We start from the raw sequence: 17,085 nt of genomic DNA, 5'->3' as shown, positions 1-17,085 counted from the left end.
GGACCGCCGGCAGCGAGGCGCCTAGAGGTTGCCCATCGGCTCGATGTCGACCTGGACCGGGGTGCCCCAGATCCGCAGCACCTCGTAGTCGGTGAACTCGTGCACGAGCCGGTACGCCATGGCCGGCCGGGACCCGCGCCGCTGGGCGGCCAGATAGGCCTCCGCCTCGTGCCGGTCCCGCCGGGGCGTCCCGCACAGCTGCCACTCGCGACCGTTCCACGCCTCCGGCAGCCACCGCTGCTGGGGCTGGGGCCGGTCGGCGCGGACGCCGTACCGGGACTGGCCGGAGGCGGGCGCCTCGGTGGCCCGCGGCCTGCCGCCCTGGAACTCCGACCGCCGCGCGGCCCGGCGCCTGGTCTCGCAGAGCAGGCACCGGTCGGGCGCACTCTCGTCGACGGGCCCCTGCGGGTGCTCGGGACAGCGGGTCGTGGGCGCGCCGGCCGCGACGCTCTCGTCGAGCAGGTCGAGGGCGCGTCTGAGATCGGCCTTGATCTCGTGCAGCCGCGCGTCCGGTGTGTCGGCCGAGAGCGCCTCCCCGTGCTCCCCGACCAGGCGGAGGGCACGGCCCAGGGCGGTGAGCTGGGCGTGGTTCATCGTTCGACGGTAGCGCGCCGGGGAGGCGGGGCGCGCCGCGCGGTCGCGGACGCGGAGACGCGCGCCGGTCAGCGGCCGTGGTGCAGGAGGCTGTCGGCGCCGCACGCGGGGGCCGCGTCCGACGCGGGCAGCGGTGCCACGCTCGCCAGCGCGGGCAGGGCCAGGTCCCCGGCACAGCGGGCGGTGCCGGTGGCGGTCCAGTGGCCGTCGGCCCCGCCGTCGGCGTGGGCGGGCGCGGCCAGGGCGGCGGCGCACACCGTGAGGGCGGCGGCGGTCAGGAGCGTCTTCATCATGCCCGGGGAAACGACCGGGCCCGCCGGTGCGTCACGCGGATGTGGCCGGGTGGGGGCGGTCGGTGGAGTCGGCGGGTGCGTCGTGTTCGGGCTGGCCGGGTTGGTGGTGTGTCACGTCGACGTGGCTGCTCGGGAGCGGCCCGTGAAGCCGAAGAGGTACGTCGCCGCGAAGCCGACCGCGTACCCGGTGAGCAGGCCGCCGCCGTAGACGGCCGCCGCGGTCCCGGGTCCGCGGTTGCCCGCCAGCAGCGGGAACAGCGCCCAGCCCGACGGCCCGATGGCCGTCGCCCCCACCTTGTCGCCGAGCATCGCGAAGAAGCCGACGAAGGCCCCGCCGGCCGCGCCGCCCGCGCAGGCCGTCACGAACGGGCGGCCCAGCGGCAGCGACACGCCGTAGATCAGCGGCTCGCCCACGCCCAGCAGCCCGGCCGGGAGCGCCGAGCGGATCGTCGTGCGCAGCGAGACGTCGTGGCGCAGCCGGACGTACACCGCGAGCGCCGCGCCCACCTGGCCCGCGCCCGCCATGGCGAGCAGGGGCAGCAGGACCGTGTAGCCCTGCTGGGCGATGAGCGTGGTGTGGATGGGGATGAGGGCCTGGTGCAGGCCCAGCATGACCAGGGGCAGGAACAGGCCGCCGAGGACCAGCCCGGCGGCGGGCCCGGTCGTGGCCAGCAACCGGTCCGCGGCCGTGCCGATGGCGGCGGCGACCACCCCGGCCGCGTACATCAGGCCGTACAGCGTGACCAGGCCGGAGACCAGGACGGTCACCGTGGGGGTGAGGAGGACGTCCAGCGCTCCGGGCACCCGGCCCCGGCACCACTTCTCCACCCGTGTGGCCAGCAGTGCCGCCGCGAGCGCGCCGAGCACCCCGCCCTGGCCGGGCACCAGGTGCACCCCGAACGCCGTCACCTTGGCCACGCCCGGGTACACGACCACGGCCGCCACCGCGCCGCCGAGCACCGGCGTACCGCCGAACTCCTTCGCCGTGTTGTGCCCGACGAACACGGCGATCAGCGCCATGAAGCCGGAGGCGACGGCGGTCAGCGCCGGGGTGAGGGCGGGCAGCAGGCCGGCGTTGAGCAGCAGGCCGTTCAGGCCCGCGAGGACGCCGCAGCCGATCAGGGCGGGGATGAGCGGGACGAAGACGTTCGCGACACGGCGCAGCAGGGCCTTGACCGGCGTCGCCTCGCGCCGGGGGGCTGCCGCCTCCACCCCGCCCTCCGGGCCGGCCGGCCGCGCGGGCGCGGGACCGGCCTCCCGCACCAGGGCCTCGGTGCGTGCCGTGACCTCCTCGACCACCCCCGGCCCCAGCACGATCTGCACGCCGGCGCCGTCCGCCACCACCCCGAGCACCCCGGGCAGCGCTCGCAGTCCCTCCGCGTCGACCGCCGCCGGGTCGGCGACGCCCAGCCGGAGCCGGGTCATGCAGTGGGCGACGGAGGTGACGTTCCCGGGGCCGCCGGCCCGGGCGAGGACGGCGGCTGCGGTGGAGGCGGGGTCGTTGCGCACGCCCCGAGCGTGCGGGTCAGGTGGCCGCCGCGGCCAGCGCGGCGCGCAGATGGCCGCCGGAGTCCTCCAGAAGGCGGGTGGCCGTCGGGCCGTCGACCCCGGTGAGGAGGGCCAGGATCGCGTTCTTCACCTCGCCGCCCGACTCGGTGAGCGCCTTCTCGATCTCCTCGTCCGGGGCTCCGGTGGCCAGCGCGACGATCCGGCGGGAGCGGGCCCGCAGCTTGTCGTTGGAGGCGCGCACGTCGACCATCAGGTTCCCGTAGGTCTTGCCCAGACGGACCATGGTGATCGTCGAGAGCATGTTGAGCACCAGCTTCTGCGCGGTGCCCGCCTTCAGCCGGGTCGAGCCGGTGATCAGCTCGGGGCCGACCACGACCTCGATGCCGTGCTCGGCGGCGGCCGCCAGGGCGCTGTGCTCGTTGCAGGCGAGACCGACGGTCAGGGCGCCGAGCGCGCGGGCGTGCTCGACCGCGCCGATGGCGTAGGGGGTGCGGCCGGAGGCGGAGATCCCCACGACGGTGTCGTCGGGGCCGAGCCCCAGCGCCGTCAGGTCCCGGCGGGCCAGCTCGCGCGAGTCCTCGGCGCCCTCGACCGAGGTGACCATGGCCTGCGGGCCGCCCGCGATCAGGCCGACGACCTGGGCCGGGTCGGTGTTGAAGGTGGGCGGGCACTCGGAGGCGTCGAGCACACCGAGCCGTCCGGCGGTGCCGGCGCCGGCGTAGACCAGGCGGCCGCCGCGGGACATGCGCGCGGCCACGGCGTCGATGGCGGCGGCGATCTGCGGCAGCCGGGCGGCGACGGCGGCGGGCACGCCCGCGTCCTCACCGTTCATCAGACGCGCGATGTCGAGGGTGGACAGCCGATCGATCTCGGCGAGGTCGGGCCGGAAGGCCTCGGTGGTGAGGGACTCCAGCTCGCTGCGCAGGTCATGGGAGGTCATGGGGGGTGGCTTCCTCGGTTCGGGTGCCGGTTCTCGTGCGTTCACTCACCTGGGCTGGGTGCGGTGCCGGTGGGCCAGCGCCTCGTAGGAGGCGGCCAGCGCGGGCGCCGCGCTCTCGTAGGTTTGCTGCGCGACTCCGACGAACAGGCAGTCCACCACCAGCAGCTGGCTGGTGCGGGAGGACATGGCGGCGGGCCGCAGCTCGCTCTCCCGGGAGGTGGACGTGGTCAGGACGTGGTCGGCGTACTGGGTGACCGGCGACTCGGGGCGGCCGGTGATGGCCACCGTCGTCGCCCCGTGCTCGAAGGCGACCCGCAGCGGCTCTATGACGTCGCCCGTCGAGCCGGAGTGGGTGATGGCGATCGCCACGTCGCCCGTGCGCAGCTGCACCGCGTTGGTCACCGCGAGATGCGGATCGCTGTGCGCGTGGGCTATGAGCCCTATGCGCAGCAGCTTCTGCGTGAGGTCCTGGGCGACAAGGCCCGAGGCACCGATGCCGTACACGTCGGTGCGGCGGGCGCCGGCGAGCGCGGCGACGGCCGCGCCGAGCTGGCCGGTGTCGAGTCCGGCGGCCGTGTCGGCGAGCGTCTGCTGCTCCTCGTAGGCGAGCTTGGCGACGACGTCGGCCAGCGGGTCGTCCACCGCGATGTCGGTCGTGATGGCCGGGGCGCGGCCCGACTGCTGCTGCGCGGCGAGGCCGGCGAGGGCCAGGCGCAGGTCCCGGTAGCCGGGGTAGCCGAGCAGGCGGGCGGTCCGTACCACCGTCGCCTCGCTGGTCCCGGTGAGTTCGGCCAGGCCGGTGACCGTGAGGGCGGCGCAGCCGGCCGGGTCGTTCGCGACCGCCTCGGCGACCCGCTGCATCGAGCGGGTCATGGAAGGGGCGAGGGTGCGCACCTTGGCGGCGAGCGAGCCACCCGGACCGCCGAAAATTTCCTTCACGTCGTGGGTCACCAATGAAAGATATTTTCGGTTCGGGTTCGCGGTCAAGAGTGCGCACAATGGGACCATGAAGTCCCTGAGCCCCCTCGAGCAGGCCCTGCACGCCGCCCGCGCGCTCGTGCTCGCCGATCTGGTCGCGGGCCGGGTCGCCGAGGCCGACGTGGTCTCCCTCGTCGAGGACTCCGTGGCGCAGCGGCGCTGGTGGGTCGAGCAGTGGCCGGACGGCGTCGAGTACCTGGCCGGGCTGGTCGCCCAGGACGTGCAGGACGCGCTGCTGGAGCGGTACGGCCGCTGGCCGCTGTGCCCGGTGTGCCCCTCCGGCGACCCGCACGCGCTGGACGTGGAGCCCGAACTGGGCCCCGACCCGCACTGGGTGTGCCACCAGGCGGGCGTGAAGGTGGCGGCGGTCGGCTCCCTGGCGCGGGCCACGGGTCAGGCGCGGTCCTCGTGAGGCGCCCGTGACGGTGTACGTCGACCCGCCGGCCTGGCCCGGCCACGGGCGCCTGTGGTCGCATCTCGTGAGCGACGCGTCGTACGACGAACTGCACGAGTTCGCCGCCGGTCTCGGCGTGCCCCGGCGGGCCTTCGAGCGCGATCACTACGATCTGCCGTCGCACCGGTACGCGGACGCGGTGGCCGCCGGGGCGGTGGAGGTCAGCAGCCGCGAGGTGGTGCGGCTGCTGCGGGCGTCGGGGCTGCGCCGGCCCAAGGGGCTCGTTCAGCGGCGCAGTTCGTAGGCCAGTTCCCCGCTCTCCTCGCCGTCGTCACTCACCTGGACGAAGCCGGCCCGGGTGACCACTGCCTGGGAGGCCGTGTTGGCGCGCTCGACGGTGGCGAACAGGGAGTGGACGTCCTCCCGGGCCAGGGCCCACCCGGCCAGCGCGCGCAGCGCCTCGGTGGCGTAGCCGCGGCCGCGGGCCTCCTCGACGAGGTCGTAGCCGATCTCCACCCGGCCCTCCTCGTCGGGGGCGCCGTGGAAGCCGATGCCGCCGACCGCACGGCCGTCCTCCTCGCGCACCAGGACGAAGACGCCGAACTCGGGGCGGTGCACGCCCCCTTCGTAGGCCTTCAGCAGGAAGCCGCAGGCTTCCCGGGTGCCCTCGAACGGTCCGTCGCCGGCCCAGTCGAAGCCGCCGTCACCGCCCATGCGCAGGTCGCGGGCGACGGCCGGGCGCACGCCGGTCAGGGTGACCCGCCCGGCGGGGATGACGAGGTTGTTCCGCCACTTCCACTCGGTGACCGGGGCGCGGCCGGGCAGCTCGCCGCGGCCGGTCGCCCACAGCAGCGTCGGCCAGGCGGCCGGGCCGGGCTGGACGTGCGGGAAGAGCCAGTTGAGGACGGACTCGGCCAGGTCCTCCTCCGGCGTGTACGCGATGCCCAGGCCCTCGGCGATGTCGTGGGTGTGCAGCAGCACCTCGGCGACGCCCATCGCGGCGAAGCCCTCGCGGTCCGCGCCCTGGAACGGGTACGGGTGGAAGGCGCGGACGCGGGGCGGGGTGGCGCGGACGGTGGTGGCGAGCAGCACGCCGGTCGTCTCGATGACGTGCAGCAGACCGGTGTTGTCGGTGCCCTCGTCCAGCGTGATCTCGAACGGGACGTACGCGTCCTGGGGGCGGCCCGCCAACTGGCCCGCGTAGGCGATCAGATCGCTCGCGACGTGCTCGGCGGTCCGCCAGCAGTCCCACTCCAGCCGCCCGGCCGTGGTGTTCGCCCAGTCGCGGTCCACCACCGGCCGCAGCGTCGCCAGGCATCCCGCCACGGCCCTGTTCACGTCGTCCCCGTTTATCTGTCGCATGGGCGAACAGTAAGGGCCGCACCCGGTCAGGTCGACAGCATTTCCAGCTCGGCCGCGAGGTTGTAGCGGGCCGTGGCCTCCCAGTGCCGCTGCCCGTAGGAGGTGCGGAACAGGCTTGGCAGATCGAGGAGTTGGCGCAGGATCGTGGCGCGGCCCGCGCGGAAGGCGTCGTTCGGAACGAAGTGGTACTCCTCGCGGACGGCGGCGGTGTAGGCGGCGTACGCGGACGGGGGCGCGGCCAGGACCGCGAGGTCCGCGTCGCACAGGACCTGTCCGTCGCGGTCGTCGCCGGCCGGGTCGTGGGTGACGGTGAGCCGGACCAGCCGGGCGACCTCGGCGGTCTTCGCCGCCGGTACGCCCGCCTCCGGCAGGGCCCGCTCGGCGAGGTGGGCGGACCGCTCCTCGTTCTCGGAGCGGTCGGGCAGGTAGACCGCGTCGTGGAACCAGGCGGCCAGCCGTACGACGTCCGGGTCGGCCGCGGACTCCGCGAGCACGTCGACGTGGTCGAGGACCGCCGTGAGGTGGGCCAGTGTGTGGTAGTGCCGCTGCGGCTCCTGCCAGCGGGCGAGCAGGTTGTCGGCGTAAGGGGCGGGGTCGGGGCCGTCGCCGGGGGCGCGGGCTCCCTCCAGGGCGCGGGCGAAGCGGAGGCGCAGGGCGTCGAGGTCGGCCATGGGCTCATTCTTCCGCCCGTGCGCCGTGCCTGGCGATTCCCTCGTGACGGGCCCGGCGGAGGGGAACCGGACGCCTTCGGGTGAGGGGCGGCCCCGGGAGGCGTAGTCTTGGATTGGACTAGACCTGTAGTCGCCGATGAATGGGGTGCCATGAGCAAGCGTGCGGTCCTGGAGGTGATCGCCCTCGACACCGAGGACGCGGTCGCGGCCCAGGCGGGAGGCGCGGACCGCCTCGAACTGGTCACCGAGATGGCGGCTGACGGCCTCACCCCGTCCGTGCGGACCTTCGCCGGGATCCGGGCCGCCGTCGACATCGACCTGCGCGTGATGCTCCGGCTGACGGACGGGTTCGCGGCGGGCGGCCCCGAGAACCTGGAGCTGCTGGTCCGGGTGGCGGGGCGGCTGCGGGACGCGGGCGCCGACCAGTTCGTGCTCGGCTTCCTCGAGACCGGCGGCGGCGTGGACCTGGCCGCGGTGGAGCGGGTGGTCGCCGCCCTCGACGGCTGCCGCTGGACCTTCCACCGGGCCATCGACCGCGCCGCCGACCGGGACGCCCTGCGCAAGCAGCTCGCCGACCTGCCCGGCCTCGACACCTATCTGACGGCCGGCTCGGCGGACGGTGTGGACGGCGGACTCGGCACGCTGGTCGCCGAGGCGGCCCACGGCGGGGAACCCGGCTACGAGCAGCAGATCATGGTCGGCGGCGGGCTGCGCCTCGAGCACGTGCCGAGGCTCAGGGCCGCCGGGATCGATGCCTTCCACATCGGCGGGGCGGCGCGCGCCGCGGGCTGGACCGGCCCGGTCTCCGAGACGGCGGTGCGGGAGTGGCGGACGGTGCTGGACGGGGTCTAGCACCGTCCCTGTCCCCGCCCTGACCCGGTCCCGGCCCGGAGGCTCAGCCGAGCTGTGCGGGCAGGGGTGCCGAGTGGGTCACGATCAGCCCGGACACCGCACGGGTCAGCGCCACGTACAGCCGACGCAGCCCCGTCCGCTCGTCCGGCTCGCCGTCCACCACCGCCTGCGGCTCGTCCAGCACGACGTAGTCGTACTCCAGGCCCTTGGCGAGCGAGGCGGGCACCAGCGTCAGCCGGGTCTCGCTGGTGGTCTCCTCGCCCGGCGCCAGGCAGGCGATGCCGGCCTCGGCCAGCGCCTCGGCCAGCGCCGGCACCCGGGCGTCCGCCGCGATCAGGCCCGTCGAACCCTCGTTGCCCAGCAACTCCTCGCAGGCGGCCACCACTTCGGCGGTTCCGTCGGCCGTGCGGACCTCGAAGAAGCCCGGGTTCTCCCGGACCGAGGCGACCGGGGCGAGGCCCGGCGCGATGTGGGGCAGCAGCCGGGAGGCGTACGCGATGACGTCCGTGGGCACGCGGAAACCGGCCGTCAGCTCCTCGACGGCCCCGTCCCGCTTGCCGAGGTGGGTCAGCGCCTCGTCCCAGCTCCGGGTGGCCCAGGGCGTGGTGCCCTGCGCCAGGTCGCCGAGGACGGTCGCGCTGCCGGTGGTGCAGCGGCGGCCCACCGCCCGATACTGCATGGGGGACAGGTCCTGCGCCTCGTCCAGGACGACATGGCCGAGCGAGTGCGTGCGCTCGATCAGGTCGGTCGCCTCGTCGACCAGCACCGCGTCCGCCGCCGACCACTTCGCCGACTTCACGCTGCGCACCGGCTTCGTCCACAGGACCGTCTTCTGCTCGTCCTCGTCCAGCAGGCCCCCGGCGTGCTCGGCGAGGAAGTCGGCGTCGGTCAGCAGTCGCAGCACCAGCTTCGCCGGGTCCACGGCCGGCCAGACCGCCTTCACGGCCGCCTTCACCGCGCTGTTGCGGGCCACCGTGTCCTGCACCCGGTCGTCCGGGGCCTCCCCGGCCCGCTCCATCTGCACCAGCACCGCGTGCGCGATCCGCTGCGGCAGGGCCTCGCGGGCGGCGCCGTACCGGATGTCCCGGTCCAGCAACTCGCGGACCAGCTCCTCCAGTTCGTAGGCCGGCACCCGCCAGCGCCGCGAGCCGCGCACCACGACGACCGGCTCGGTGGGCATGGTCACGTGCGCGTACAGGGCCCGGCGCAGCACCTCGGCCATCCGGGCGTCACCCTTGACCATCGCGGCGGCCGCGTCGTCCGTGCCCCGCACCTCCACGTGCCCGACCAGGTCGTCCACGGTCGCCTGCCGCACGCTCAGCTCGCCGAGCGCCGGCAGGACCTGCTCGATGTAGTGCAGGAAGGACTTGTTCGGCCCGATGACCAGGGTGCCGGTGCGGGCGAGCCGCTCCCGGTGGGCGTACAGCAGATAGGCGACCCGGTGCAGACCTACGGCCGTCTTCCCGGTGCCCGGACCGCCCTGGACGCAGACGGTGCCGCCGAGACCGCTGCGGACGATCTCGTCCTGCTCGGGCTGGATCGTCGCCACGATGTCCCGCATGGGACCGACGCGCGGCCGCTCGATCTCCCGCTGGAGCAGCTTGCTGGTGGTGGCGGCCTCGGCCGGGTCGGACAGGTGCTCGTCCTCGTACGCGGTCAGCGCGCCGCCGGTGTAGCCGAAGCGGCGGCGCAGCCCGACGTCCATCGGGTCCTTCTTGGACGCGCGGTAGAACGGCTGCGAGACCGGGGCGCGCCAGTCGATGACCATCGGGTCGCCGCCGGCGTCGTGCACGTGCCGCCGCCCGATGTAGAACCGCTCGCCCTCCGCCCCCTCGGCCTGCTGGGCGCCCGGCGCGTGCAGGTAGTCGAGCCGTCCGAAGAAGAGCGGGGTGTCGCTGAGGTCGGCGAGGGCCTTGATGCGCTCGTCGATCTGGTGGGCCAGCACCGCGGCGTTGACCCAGTTCGCGGTGACGTCGCTGATGTCCAGCGCCTCCACGTCCTCGCGCATGGCGCGCAGCGCGGAGCGGGACGCGGCGAGGTGGGTGCGCTCCCGGGCCAGCGGGTCGTCGAGGGGGGCGTCGAGCGGTTCGTGGGCGGACGTGGACACGGCGGTGCCTTCCGGGTCGGCTCTTCCATGACTGGGGCATGACGGGCCTCCCGGTTTCCGTCCGGGCGGCGGCACTCCGCGGGGGAGGCGGGCAAGAGCGGAGATTTTAGGTGAAGGGGCGGGGCGGAGGCCAATGGATTTACGCCCCCTAGGGGACGGGGTCCTCCCAGGTCGGGGGTGGGGGTCCGTCCGGAGAGCTACGTGCGGGCCCGCGGGCCCGGCCCCTGGGGCGATGCCGGATCGGTGTCCGGCGATCCACCATGGAGACATGAGCGCAGCAACCATCCATCCGCATCCCGTCCGTCCCCCGTCGGGCGCCACGGCCGTGGACGGCCCCCACCGTCACTTCCTGGGCAACGCCCTGCGGGCCGTCAAGGTCTTCGTCGAGGCCGCGTTCGGCGTGGTGATCCTCGGCGAGTACGGCGAGGAGGCGGGCGTACACCGCAAATAACCGCATAGGGTCGCCCCCGTGCCGAAACGGACGGTGGTGTCCTACGTCTTCCTCGCGGTCTCCCTCTGCTCCTTCACCGCCCTGTGCGTCCTGCAACGGGCCCCGATGGCCGATCTGCTGGTCTACCGGGCCGAGGGTGCCGCCGTGCTCCACGGCGGTGACCTGTACGGCCTCACGGTCACCGAGTGGCGGCTCCCGGCGACCTACCCGCCCTTCGCGGCGATCCTCTTCGTCCCGGCCACCTGGGTCCCGGTCCCGGTCCTGAAGGCCGTCTTCCTGGCGGGCAACGCGCTCCTGCTCGCCGTCCTGGTCGCCCTCTCCGCCCGGCTGGCCGGCCGCCGGCCGTCCCCGGCCCTGCTCCGCACCGCCACCGCCCTGGCGCTCTGGCTCGAACCGGTCTTCCAGACGGTGCTGTTCGGCCAGGTCAACCTGGCGATCGCCGGCCTGGTCCTGTGGGACCTGACCCGTCCGCCCGGCGCCCGCGCCCGGGGCCTGGCCGTCGGCCTCGCCACCGGGATCAAGCTCACCCCGGCCGTGTTCGCCGTCCACCTGCTGCTGCGCGGCCACCGCCGCGAGGCGGCCACGGCGGCCGCCGGATTCGCCGGCACCGTGGCTCTCGGCCTGCTGGTCCTGCCCGCGGCGAGCGCGGACTTCTGGACCCGGCGGCTGTTCGAGACCGGGCGGGTGGGCAAGGCGTGGATCGTGGACAACCAGTCGCTGCGCGGCCTGGTCGACCGGGCGCTGCACGGCCCGGCACCGGACCCCGCCTGGCTGCTGGCCGCCCTGGCCGTGGGGACGGCGGGCCTGTGGTTGGCGGCACGCGCCCGGGACGAACGGCACGGCGTCCTGCTGGCCGCCGGCACGGCCCTGCTGGTCTCCCCGATCAGCTGGACCCACCACTGGGTGTGGTGCGTGCCGCTCCTGGCGGTGCTGCTGGCCGAGGGCCGGGTCCGGCTCGCGGTGCTCACGGCGGTCCTCTTCACCGCCCGCACCATGTGGCTGCTCCCGCACGAGGGCGACCTCGACCTGCGGCTGCCCTGGTGGCAGCAGCCGCTCGCCGCGCCCTACCCGCTGCTGGCCCTCGCGCTGCTGGCGGCGGCGGTGCGGGGCCGCCCGGCCGCCCGGCCGCCGGCTCCTCAGCCGGTGTCCTCCGCGAGGAGGTCGTCGGCGTCCACGATCCGGTAGGCGTAGCCCTGCTCGGCCAGGAACCGCTGGCGGTGCGCGGCGAAGTCCTGGTCGATCGTGTCGCGGGCGACCACCGAGTAGAAGTGGGCCTGGTGGCCGTCGGCCTTGGGGCGCAGCACCCGGCCGAGGCGCTGGGCCTCCTCCTGGCGGGAGCCGAAGGTGCCGGACACCTGGATGGCGACGGTGGCCTCGGGCAGGTCGATGGAGAAGTTGGCGACCTTGGAGACGACCAGCACGCTGATCTCGCCCTCACGGAACGCGTCGAAGAGCTTCTCGCGCTGCGCGTTGGACGTCTCGCCCTTGATCACCGGGGCGTTCAGGTGCTCGCCCAGCTCGTCGAGCTGGTCGATGTACTGGCCGATGACGAGGATCTGCTGCCCGGCGAACCGGCGGACGATCGCCTCGGTGACCTTCCGCTTGGTCGCGGTGGTGGCGCAGTAGCGGTACTTCTCCTCCGTCTCGGCCGTCGCGTACGCCAGCCGCTCGGAGTCGGTCAGGTTGACGCGGACCTCGACGCAGTCGGCGGGCGCGATGTAGCCCTGCGCCTCGATCTCCTTCCAGGGGGCGTCGAACCGCTTGGGGCCGATGAGCGAGAACACGTCGGACTCGCGGCCGTCCTCGCGCACCAGGGTCGCGGTCAGGCCGAGGCGGCGGCGCGCCTGGAGGTCGGCGGTGAACTTGAAGACCGGCGCGGGCAGCAGATGCACCTCGTCGTAGACGATGAGGCCCCAGTCGCGGGAGTCGAACAGCTCCAGGTGCGGGTAGACGCCCTTCCGCCGGGTCGTCAGCACCTGGTAGGTGGCGATGGTGACCGGGCGGATCTCCTTGCGGGTCCCGCTGTACTCGCCGATCTCGTCCTCGGTGAGCGAGGTCCGCTTCACCAGCTCGTGCTTCCACTGCCGGGCGGAGACGGTGTTGGTGACGAGGATCAGGGTGGTGGACTTCGCCTGGGCCATCGACCCGGCGCCGACCAGCGTCTTGCCGGCGCCGCAGGGGAGCACGACCACGCCGCTGCCGCCGTGCCAGAAGTTCTCCACGGCCTGCTTCTGGTAGGGGCGCAGCGCCCAGCCCTCCTCCAGCAGGTCGATCGGGTGGGCCTCGCCGTCGACGTACCCGGCGAGGTCCTCGGCCGGCCAGCCGAGCTTCAGCAGCACCTGCTTGATCTGCCCGCGCTCGGAGGGGTGCACCACGACCGTGTCCGGGTCGAGGCGGGCGCCGACCAGCGGGACGATCCGCTTGGACTTGAGCACCTCCTCCAGCACCGGCCGGTCGGTGGTGGTGAGGACGAGCCCGTGCGCGGGGTGCTTGCTGAGGGTGAGCCGCCCGTACCGGTCCATGGTCTCGGCGATGTCCACGAGCAGCGCGTGCGGCACGGGGTAGCGGCTGTACTGCACCAGCGCGTCCACGACCTGCTCGGCGTCGTGCCCGGCGGCCCGCGCGTTCCACAGGCCCAGCGGCGTGACCCGGTAGGTGTGGATGTGCTCCGGGGCGCGCTCCAGCTCGGCGAAGGGGGCGATGGCGCGACGGCAGTCGTCGGCGCGCTCGTGGTCCACTTCGAGCAGCAGCGTCTTGTCCGACTGGACGATCAGCGGTCCGTTCACCTACGCACTTCCCTTCGGCACGGCCAAACGTCCAGTGTGCCCTACCGGCGGGTGATCGGGCCGGGGGCGCCGCAACCATGGACCCCGGCCGCGAGTCTTGCTCCCGGGGGCGGCGCCGGGGCGCGGCCCGGGACCGGAGGAGGGGGCGCGGCGATGTCCACGGGCAGGTGGCTGACCGGTGGGGGAGCCTCGGTGGTGCTGGTGCTGACCGGGTTGTGGGCGGCGGGGCCGGGACGGATCGACCGGCACCTGTGGGGCGAGGTGCGGCCCGTGATCGAGGCCCGGCTGGTGGCCGACGAGCGGGGCGGCGGGTACGGGGAGACGGTGCCCGCGCTGCGGGCGCGGTGGTTCTGCGCGGCCGAGCCGCGGGACCTCGACGAGCGGGACGGCGTCGTACGGGCCGGGGTGACCACGCGGTGCACGGAGTTCGGGGTGCGCGACGGAACCCTGGTGGAGTGCAGCGGTGATGAGGTTCCGCAGGTGGTGCGCCTGAAGCGGGACGCGGCCGCGGACGGCGGCTTCCGGGTGGTGTCGCGGCAGGAGGCGCCGGACGGCGAGGGCTACGGGGCCTGGGTGGCGGACCACTTCGGCTCGCTGTCCGAGCCCGGCCCCGCCGACACGGTGCCGTCCGCCGGTCTGGAGAAGGCCGCCCGCGCCCACTTCCACCTGCCCGCGAGCGCGCCGGTCGGCGACTGCTGACCGGGCCGCCCCGGCCGGTCCTCCGCCGGTCCCCGCCCGCCAGGGCCTAGTCCTCGGCCAGCTCGGCGACCCCCGTGACCCGGTGCAGCGGGTACGTCCGGACCTCGTCGGCCGTGTGGTCGTACGCCGTCACGAAGCCGCCCTCGACCCGGATCGGGGCGATGACGCGCTGGCTGGCGCTGCCCTCCGCGTTGACGTAGCCGATCCACACCGACTCGCCGGTCAGGACGGCGGCCTGCATGGTGGCCAGGGTCTCGGCGGAGGAGGTGCGGGGCAGCTCGCCGCCGGCCGCCCGGCCGCCCGAGGGCTTGCGCGGCGCGGTCGCGGCCAGGTCGCCGGCCCGGATCGCGCGGATCGCGGCCCCCAGCAGGGTGGCGTCGGGCGCCGGCGGCCCGTCCGGCACCGGCTCGGGCGCGGTGCGCGGCGGGGTGCGGTGGGCGTGGGCCCGGGCGATGAGCACATCGCCCTCGGCGGACTCGGCGGCGGGCGCGTAGCCCATCGCGCGCAGGCCCTCCAGGAGCGCGGCCGGGTCCGACCGGGTGGCCAGGACGGTCGGGGCCAGCCGGCGCAGGCCCAGCGCGGCCGCCCGCCGGTCGGCGAGGATCTCGTTGAGCAGGGCGTCGTCGTCGCAGCGCACGTACGCCGAGGCGGCGCCCACCCGCAGGTGGCCGTGTCTGCGCGCGACGTCGTCGACCAGGTACGCCAGCGGCTGCGGGACCGGCGTACGGGAGTGCGCGGCGAGGAAGGCGTGCACGTCGGCGGCGGTGCGGCCGGCGTCCAGGGCGCGCCGCACGGAGGCCGGGGTGAACCGGTAGACGGTCGCGCCGCCCTTGGACTCGACGTCCGCGAGGATCCCGAGCACGTCGGCGAGCGGACGCTGGAGCGGGCCGGGGGCCACCGCCGTCAGGTCGGCCTGGAGCAGCACGTGGTCCAGCGGTTCGGGCAGCAGCGGCGCGAGCAGCCGGCCCGCCGCCGCCGCGGCGGCGGCCCGTTCGGGACCGGACAGGGGCTCGGGGGCCGGGGGCACGTGGTGATGGTGGACGGGCAGCTTGTCGCCGGGACCGGAGGACTCCGCGGGGACGGCCGCCCCGGGGGTGGCGGGCACGCCCAGCAGCGCCCGCCCGTGGGCCGAGAGCGCGCCCCGCCCGGTGACGCCGAGCAGCTCGGCCTCCTCCAGGGTCCAGCGGGCCAGCCGGGAGCGCAGGTCGTCGTCGGTGCGCGGACCGCGCAGCGGGCGCTCCCAGCGCAGCCGGGCCAGCACCGACTCGGCGGTGGGCGCGGCGCCGTGCGGCAGGCCGGCCAGCAGGGTCAGCACCCGGTGCCGTACCTCGGACGCCGCCGACCGGTCGAGGCCCGGGCCCAGCGCGGACAGCGTGCGGTCCTTCGCGTCCCGCCCGCCGACCAGCCCCGGCGTCCGGGTGGCCGTCAGCCAGGCCTCGGCCAGCCGGGCCCAGCGCTCGGCGGCGGGCCGCTCAAGCCACTCGTCGTAGCCGGGGGTGGCCGCGAACCGCTCGTCGGCCTCGCCGTCGGAGGCGAGCAGGCCCGCCGCGTACGCCAGCTCGACCCAGAAGGCGGCGACCGGCTCGGACACGTCGAGCGCGACGGCCGTCCGCTTCAGGTCGCGCACGCTGAGTCCGCCGGCCCGCAGCACGGCCGGGCCGCCCTCGTCCCAGTCCTTCAGCAGCTCCTCGACGGTGGCCAGCGCGGTGTAGGCCTGCCCGGCGGCGGTGGCGTCCACCACCTGGGGGCCGTGCGCCGCGGCCGGTTCCACGGCCGGCGGCAGCGGCTCGGGCTCGCGGTGGGCGCGGCCCCCGCGCAGGTGCAGGGCGACCTCGCGGGGCAGCACGACCGTGCCGGGCGCGGTGGGCAGCAGCAGACCGCGGTCCAGCAGCCAGCGCAGATGGGCGGCCGGCTCCGGGGTGACCTGCCCGTACGGCGGCCCCCACACCAGCCGGGCCAGCACCTCGAGGGCGGCCTCCGGGGCGCCGGCGAGCAACGCGGCCATCTTTCCCCGGTGGGTGAACAGGGCGGTGAGCGCGGCCACCGCGGAGACCGAGTCGTGGGTCGTGGTCAGCCCGGCGGTGGTGACGATCTCCTGGATCCGCCCCGGCGACATGCCCGAGGTGGCCTCCTGCACGGTCGGGCCGAGACCGGTCGGGGAGGTGTGCTGCGGGGTCGGCGCGAGCAGTTCCCGGGCGGTGCGCACCAGGCGCAGTCGCTCGTCGTCGCCCCACACCAGGGCCTGTTCGCGCAGGGTGGCGACGGCCCGGGGCAGCGCGGCGGCCACGCCCGCCTCCCCGCCGTCCCCCGCCATCAGTCCGAGCAGCGTCCCGTACGACGCCGGGTCCGGGGCCACGGCGAGCGCCTCCGCGGTCTGCAGCGCGAACCGGTCGAGCCGCTCCAGCGCGCGCAGCACCGAGGCTCGGGTGCCGGCCCGGGTGGCTAGCTGGGTGAGGTCGGTGGGGACGGGGGTGATGAGGTCGGGTCGGCTGCGCAGGAGCGCGGCCAGCGAGGCGTCGTCCCGCGCGCGGAGCGCTTCCGCGAGGGAGCGGGGGGCCGACGGGGTCGTGTGGGCGCTCATCCCGCCCACGGTACTCGCAGGGCGGCCGGTCGCAGGGTGTTGCGGGCGGCCCGGCGGCGGGGCCCGGCCTCCACCTGAGCGGCCCGCGGGGACCCGTACGCGGTACCTTCGTCCGACGGGGTTTCACCACCGCTGCCCCGGAGGGGTTTTCGTGGGGATCGAGAGCGACCAGGTCGTCTACGAGTATCTGAGCCGCGTCGGGGACGTCGCTCAGCAGCGGCAGCTGCCGTCGGCCACGCGCATGCGGCTGGTGTCGGAGCTGCGCAACGAGATCGACCGGCACCGGGCCAGGACGGCGGTGGACAGCCCCGCCGCGGTCCGCCGCATCCTGGACCGGCTCGGCACCCCCGACCAGGTGGTCGAGGCCGCGGGCGGCACCGCGGGCACGCCCCAGCCGCCGGCCGCCGTTGTGCCCGCGCAGCCCGAGGCCGCCGAACCGGCACCGCGCCCCAAGGGGCTGCGCCGGGTCGTGCCGCGGCCGCGCCCCGCCGAGCCGGAGCAGCCCGTCCGTCAGGACGCCGCGGCCCCGCCGCACCTGGCCGCCGCGCACGAACTCGGGGACAGCGCGGTCGAGCCCGACTGGTGGCGGGTGCAGGGCAGCCCGTTCGGGTCGCCGGCCGGGGACGAGGTACCCGGGTTCACCGGCGGGGTGGAGATCCCCGACCTGCTCAGGCGCCCCCCGAAGGAGACGGACAAGGAGCCGGGGGCGGGGGCCCGGCCGCAGGAGGCGGCGGAGGCGGCGGCCGAGGAGCCCGCGGCGGAGCCCGCCACCCCCCGCCGCCGGCTGTTCGGGCGCGCCGCCCCCGCCGCCCCCGCCCCCCCCCCCCCCCCCCCACCCACCCCCCCCCCCCCCCCCCCCCCCCCCCCC

At 75.5% G+C, this 17,085-nt stretch carries 16 protein-coding genes and 1 pseudogene; 7 read left to right on the top strand and 10 right to left on the bottom strand.

Translation table 11 applies throughout. The features are described 5' to 3' along the window. Positions 1 to 21 precede the first annotated feature (21 nt). From PV343_RS18105 to PV343_RS18085, 5 genes are all read right to left on the bottom strand, one after another. On the bottom strand, positions 22 to 594 hold the full coding sequence (locus tag PV343_RS18105) for a hypothetical protein (RefSeq protein ID WP_319147965.1): 573 nt from the start codon (positions 592 to 594) through the stop codon (positions 22 to 24). Positions 595 to 662: 68 nt separating this feature from the next. After that, positions 663 to 887, bottom strand: a complete 225-nt coding sequence (locus tag PV343_RS18100) for a hypothetical protein (protein WP_319147964.1) — start codon at positions 885 to 887, stop codon at positions 663 to 665. Between the two features lie 111 nt (positions 888 to 998). After that, positions 999 to 2,396, bottom strand: coding sequence for a PTS transporter subunit EIIC (locus PV343_RS18095; protein ID WP_319147963.1), 1,398 nt, complete (start codon positions 2,394 to 2,396; stop codon positions 999 to 1,001). A gap of 16 nt (positions 2,397 to 2,412) precedes the next feature. Then, the gene (gene murQ, locus PV343_RS18090; protein WP_319147962.1) at positions 2,413 to 3,336 is read right to left on the bottom strand and encodes an N-acetylmuramic acid 6-phosphate etherase; all 924 of its coding nucleotides are present in this window, start codon (positions 3,334 to 3,336) and stop codon (positions 2,413 to 2,415) included. A gap of 45 nt (positions 3,337 to 3,381) precedes the next feature. Then, positions 3,382 to 4,287 (bottom strand): MurR/RpiR family transcriptional regulator, encoded by a 906-nt coding sequence (locus PV343_RS18085; protein ID WP_319147960.1) that lies wholly within the window; start codon positions 4,285 to 4,287, stop codon positions 3,382 to 3,384. A gap of 55 nt (positions 4,288 to 4,342) precedes the next feature. On the opposite strand from PV343_RS18085, the gene PV343_RS18080 reads away from it, so the two are divergent. Both PV343_RS18080 and PV343_RS18075 read left to right on the top strand, forming a co-directional pair. After that, positions 4,343 to 4,726: a hypothetical protein gene (locus tag PV343_RS18080; RefSeq protein ID WP_319147959.1), complete on the top strand. Its 384-nt coding sequence runs from the start codon at positions 4,343 to 4,345 to the stop codon at positions 4,724 to 4,726. 7 nt (positions 4,727 to 4,733) lie between these two features. Beyond that, positions 4,734 to 5,012 (top strand): DUF4031 domain-containing protein, encoded by a 279-nt coding sequence (locus tag PV343_RS18075; RefSeq protein ID WP_319147958.1) that lies wholly within the window; start codon positions 4,734 to 4,736, stop codon positions 5,010 to 5,012. Here the strand turns inward: PV343_RS18075 and PV343_RS18070 are convergent. Then, complete coding sequence (locus tag PV343_RS18070; protein ID WP_319147957.1) at positions 4,994 to 6,070, bottom strand: GNAT family N-acetyltransferase; 1,077 nt, start codon at positions 6,068 to 6,070, stop codon at positions 4,994 to 4,996. The two genes, PV343_RS18075 and PV343_RS18070, sit on opposite strands and share 19 nt — an antisense overlap. 26 nt (positions 6,071 to 6,096) lie before the next feature. Further along, positions 6,097 to 6,741, bottom strand: coding sequence for a hypothetical protein (locus tag PV343_RS18065; RefSeq protein ID WP_319147956.1), 645 nt, complete (start codon positions 6,739 to 6,741; stop codon positions 6,097 to 6,099). Between the two features lie 150 nt (positions 6,742 to 6,891). Here PV343_RS18065 and PV343_RS18060 point away from each other — a divergent pair, with 150 nt between their 5' ends. After that, positions 6,892 to 7,593, top strand: a complete 702-nt coding sequence (locus tag PV343_RS18060) for a copper homeostasis protein CutC (RefSeq protein WP_319147955.1) — start codon at positions 6,892 to 6,894, stop codon at positions 7,591 to 7,593. A 43-nt stretch (positions 7,594 to 7,636) separates the two neighbouring features. Here the strand turns inward: PV343_RS18060 and PV343_RS18055 are convergent, their stop codons facing one another. Beyond that, positions 7,637 to 9,700: a HelD family protein gene (locus PV343_RS18055; protein WP_319147954.1), complete on the bottom strand. Its 2,064-nt coding sequence runs from the start codon at positions 9,698 to 9,700 to the stop codon at positions 7,637 to 7,639. Positions 9,701 to 9,968: 268 nt separating this feature from the next. Here PV343_RS18055 and PV343_RS18050 point away from each other — a divergent pair, with 268 nt between their 5' ends. Together PV343_RS18050 and PV343_RS18045 are read left to right on the top strand one after the other, a co-directional pair. Next, positions 9,969 to 10,151 (top strand): hypothetical protein, encoded by a 183-nt coding sequence (locus PV343_RS18050; RefSeq protein ID WP_317444015.1) that lies wholly within the window; start codon positions 9,969 to 9,971, stop codon positions 10,149 to 10,151. 105 nt (positions 10,152 to 10,256) lie between these two features. Next, complete coding sequence (locus PV343_RS18045) at positions 10,257 to 11,336, top strand: glycosyltransferase 87 family protein (protein ID WP_319148078.1); 1,080 nt, start codon at positions 10,257 to 10,259, stop codon at positions 11,334 to 11,336. Here PV343_RS18045 and PV343_RS18040 read toward each other — a convergent pair. Beyond that, entirely contained in the window at positions 11,288 to 12,937 is a 1,650-nt protein-coding gene (locus PV343_RS18040; RefSeq protein WP_319147953.1) for a DNA repair helicase XPB, read from the bottom strand. The two genes, PV343_RS18045 and PV343_RS18040, sit on opposite strands and share 49 nt — an antisense overlap. 153 nt (positions 12,938 to 13,090) lie before the next feature. Between PV343_RS18040 and PV343_RS18035 the strand changes: the two genes are divergently transcribed. Continuing rightward, positions 13,091 to 13,636, top strand: a complete 546-nt coding sequence (locus tag PV343_RS18035; protein WP_319147952.1) for a hypothetical protein — start codon at positions 13,091 to 13,093, stop codon at positions 13,634 to 13,636. Between the two features lie 46 nt (positions 13,637 to 13,682). Here PV343_RS18035 and PV343_RS18030 read toward each other — a convergent pair whose 3' ends face one another. Next, on the bottom strand, positions 13,683 to 16,217 hold the full coding sequence (locus PV343_RS18030; RefSeq protein WP_319147951.1) for a helicase C-terminal domain-containing protein: 2,535 nt from the start codon (positions 16,215 to 16,217) through the stop codon (positions 13,683 to 13,685). A 151-nt stretch (positions 16,218 to 16,368) separates the two neighbouring features. On the opposite strand from PV343_RS18030, the pseudogene PV343_RS18025 reads away from it, so the two are divergent. Further along, positions 16,369 to 17,085 (top strand): annotated as a pseudogene (locus tag PV343_RS18025) (hypothetical protein); the annotation flags it as partial.

The sequence above is a fragment of the Streptomyces sp. WI03-4A genome, from assembly GCF_033792105.1.
Taxonomy (GTDB): domain Bacteria; phylum Actinomycetota; class Actinomycetes; order Streptomycetales; family Streptomycetaceae; genus Streptomyces; species Streptomyces collinus_A.
The sequence above is the reverse complement of the archived record's forward strand: the minus strand, read 5'-3'. Positions and strand labels throughout refer to the sequence as shown.

Bases quoted from the DNA above. Each gene is read 5' to 3' on its own strand.
- PV343_RS18105 (WP_319147965.1), bottom strand. From the start codon at position 594: ATGAACCACGCCCAGCTCACCGCCCTGGGCCGTGCCCTCCGCCTGGTC.
- PV343_RS18100 (WP_319147964.1), bottom strand. From the start codon at position 887: ATGATGAAGACGCTCCTGACCGCCGCCGCCCTCACGGTGTGCGCCGCC.
- murQ (WP_319147962.1), bottom strand. From the start codon at position 3,336: ATGACCTCCCATGACCTGCGCAGCGAGCTGGAGTCCCTCACCACCGAG.
- PV343_RS18080 (WP_319147959.1), top strand. From the start codon at position 4,343: ATGAAGTCCCTGAGCCCCCTCGAGCAGGCCCTGCACGCCGCCCGCGCG.
- PV343_RS18070 (WP_319147957.1), bottom strand. From the start codon at position 6,070: ATGCGACAGATAAACGGGGACGACGTGAACAGGGCCGTGGCGGGATGC.
- PV343_RS18065 (WP_319147956.1), bottom strand. From the start codon at position 6,741: ATGGCCGACCTCGACGCCCTGCGCCTCCGCTTCGCCCGCGCCCTGGAG.
- PV343_RS18060 (WP_319147955.1), top strand. From the start codon at position 6,892: ATGAGCAAGCGTGCGGTCCTGGAGGTGATCGCCCTCGACACCGAGGAC.
- PV343_RS18050 (WP_317444015.1), top strand. From the start codon at position 9,969: ATGAGCGCAGCAACCATCCATCCGCATCCCGTCCGTCCCCCGTCGGGC.
- PV343_RS18045 (WP_319148078.1), top strand. From the start codon at position 10,257: ATGGCCGATCTGCTGGTCTACCGGGCCGAGGGTGCCGCCGTGCTCCAC.
- PV343_RS18035 (WP_319147952.1), top strand. From the start codon at position 13,091: ATGTCCACGGGCAGGTGGCTGACCGGTGGGGGAGCCTCGGTGGTGCTG.
- PV343_RS18030 (WP_319147951.1), bottom strand. From the start codon at position 16,217: ATGAGCGCCCACACGACCCCGTCGGCCCCCCGCTCCCTCGCGGAAGCG.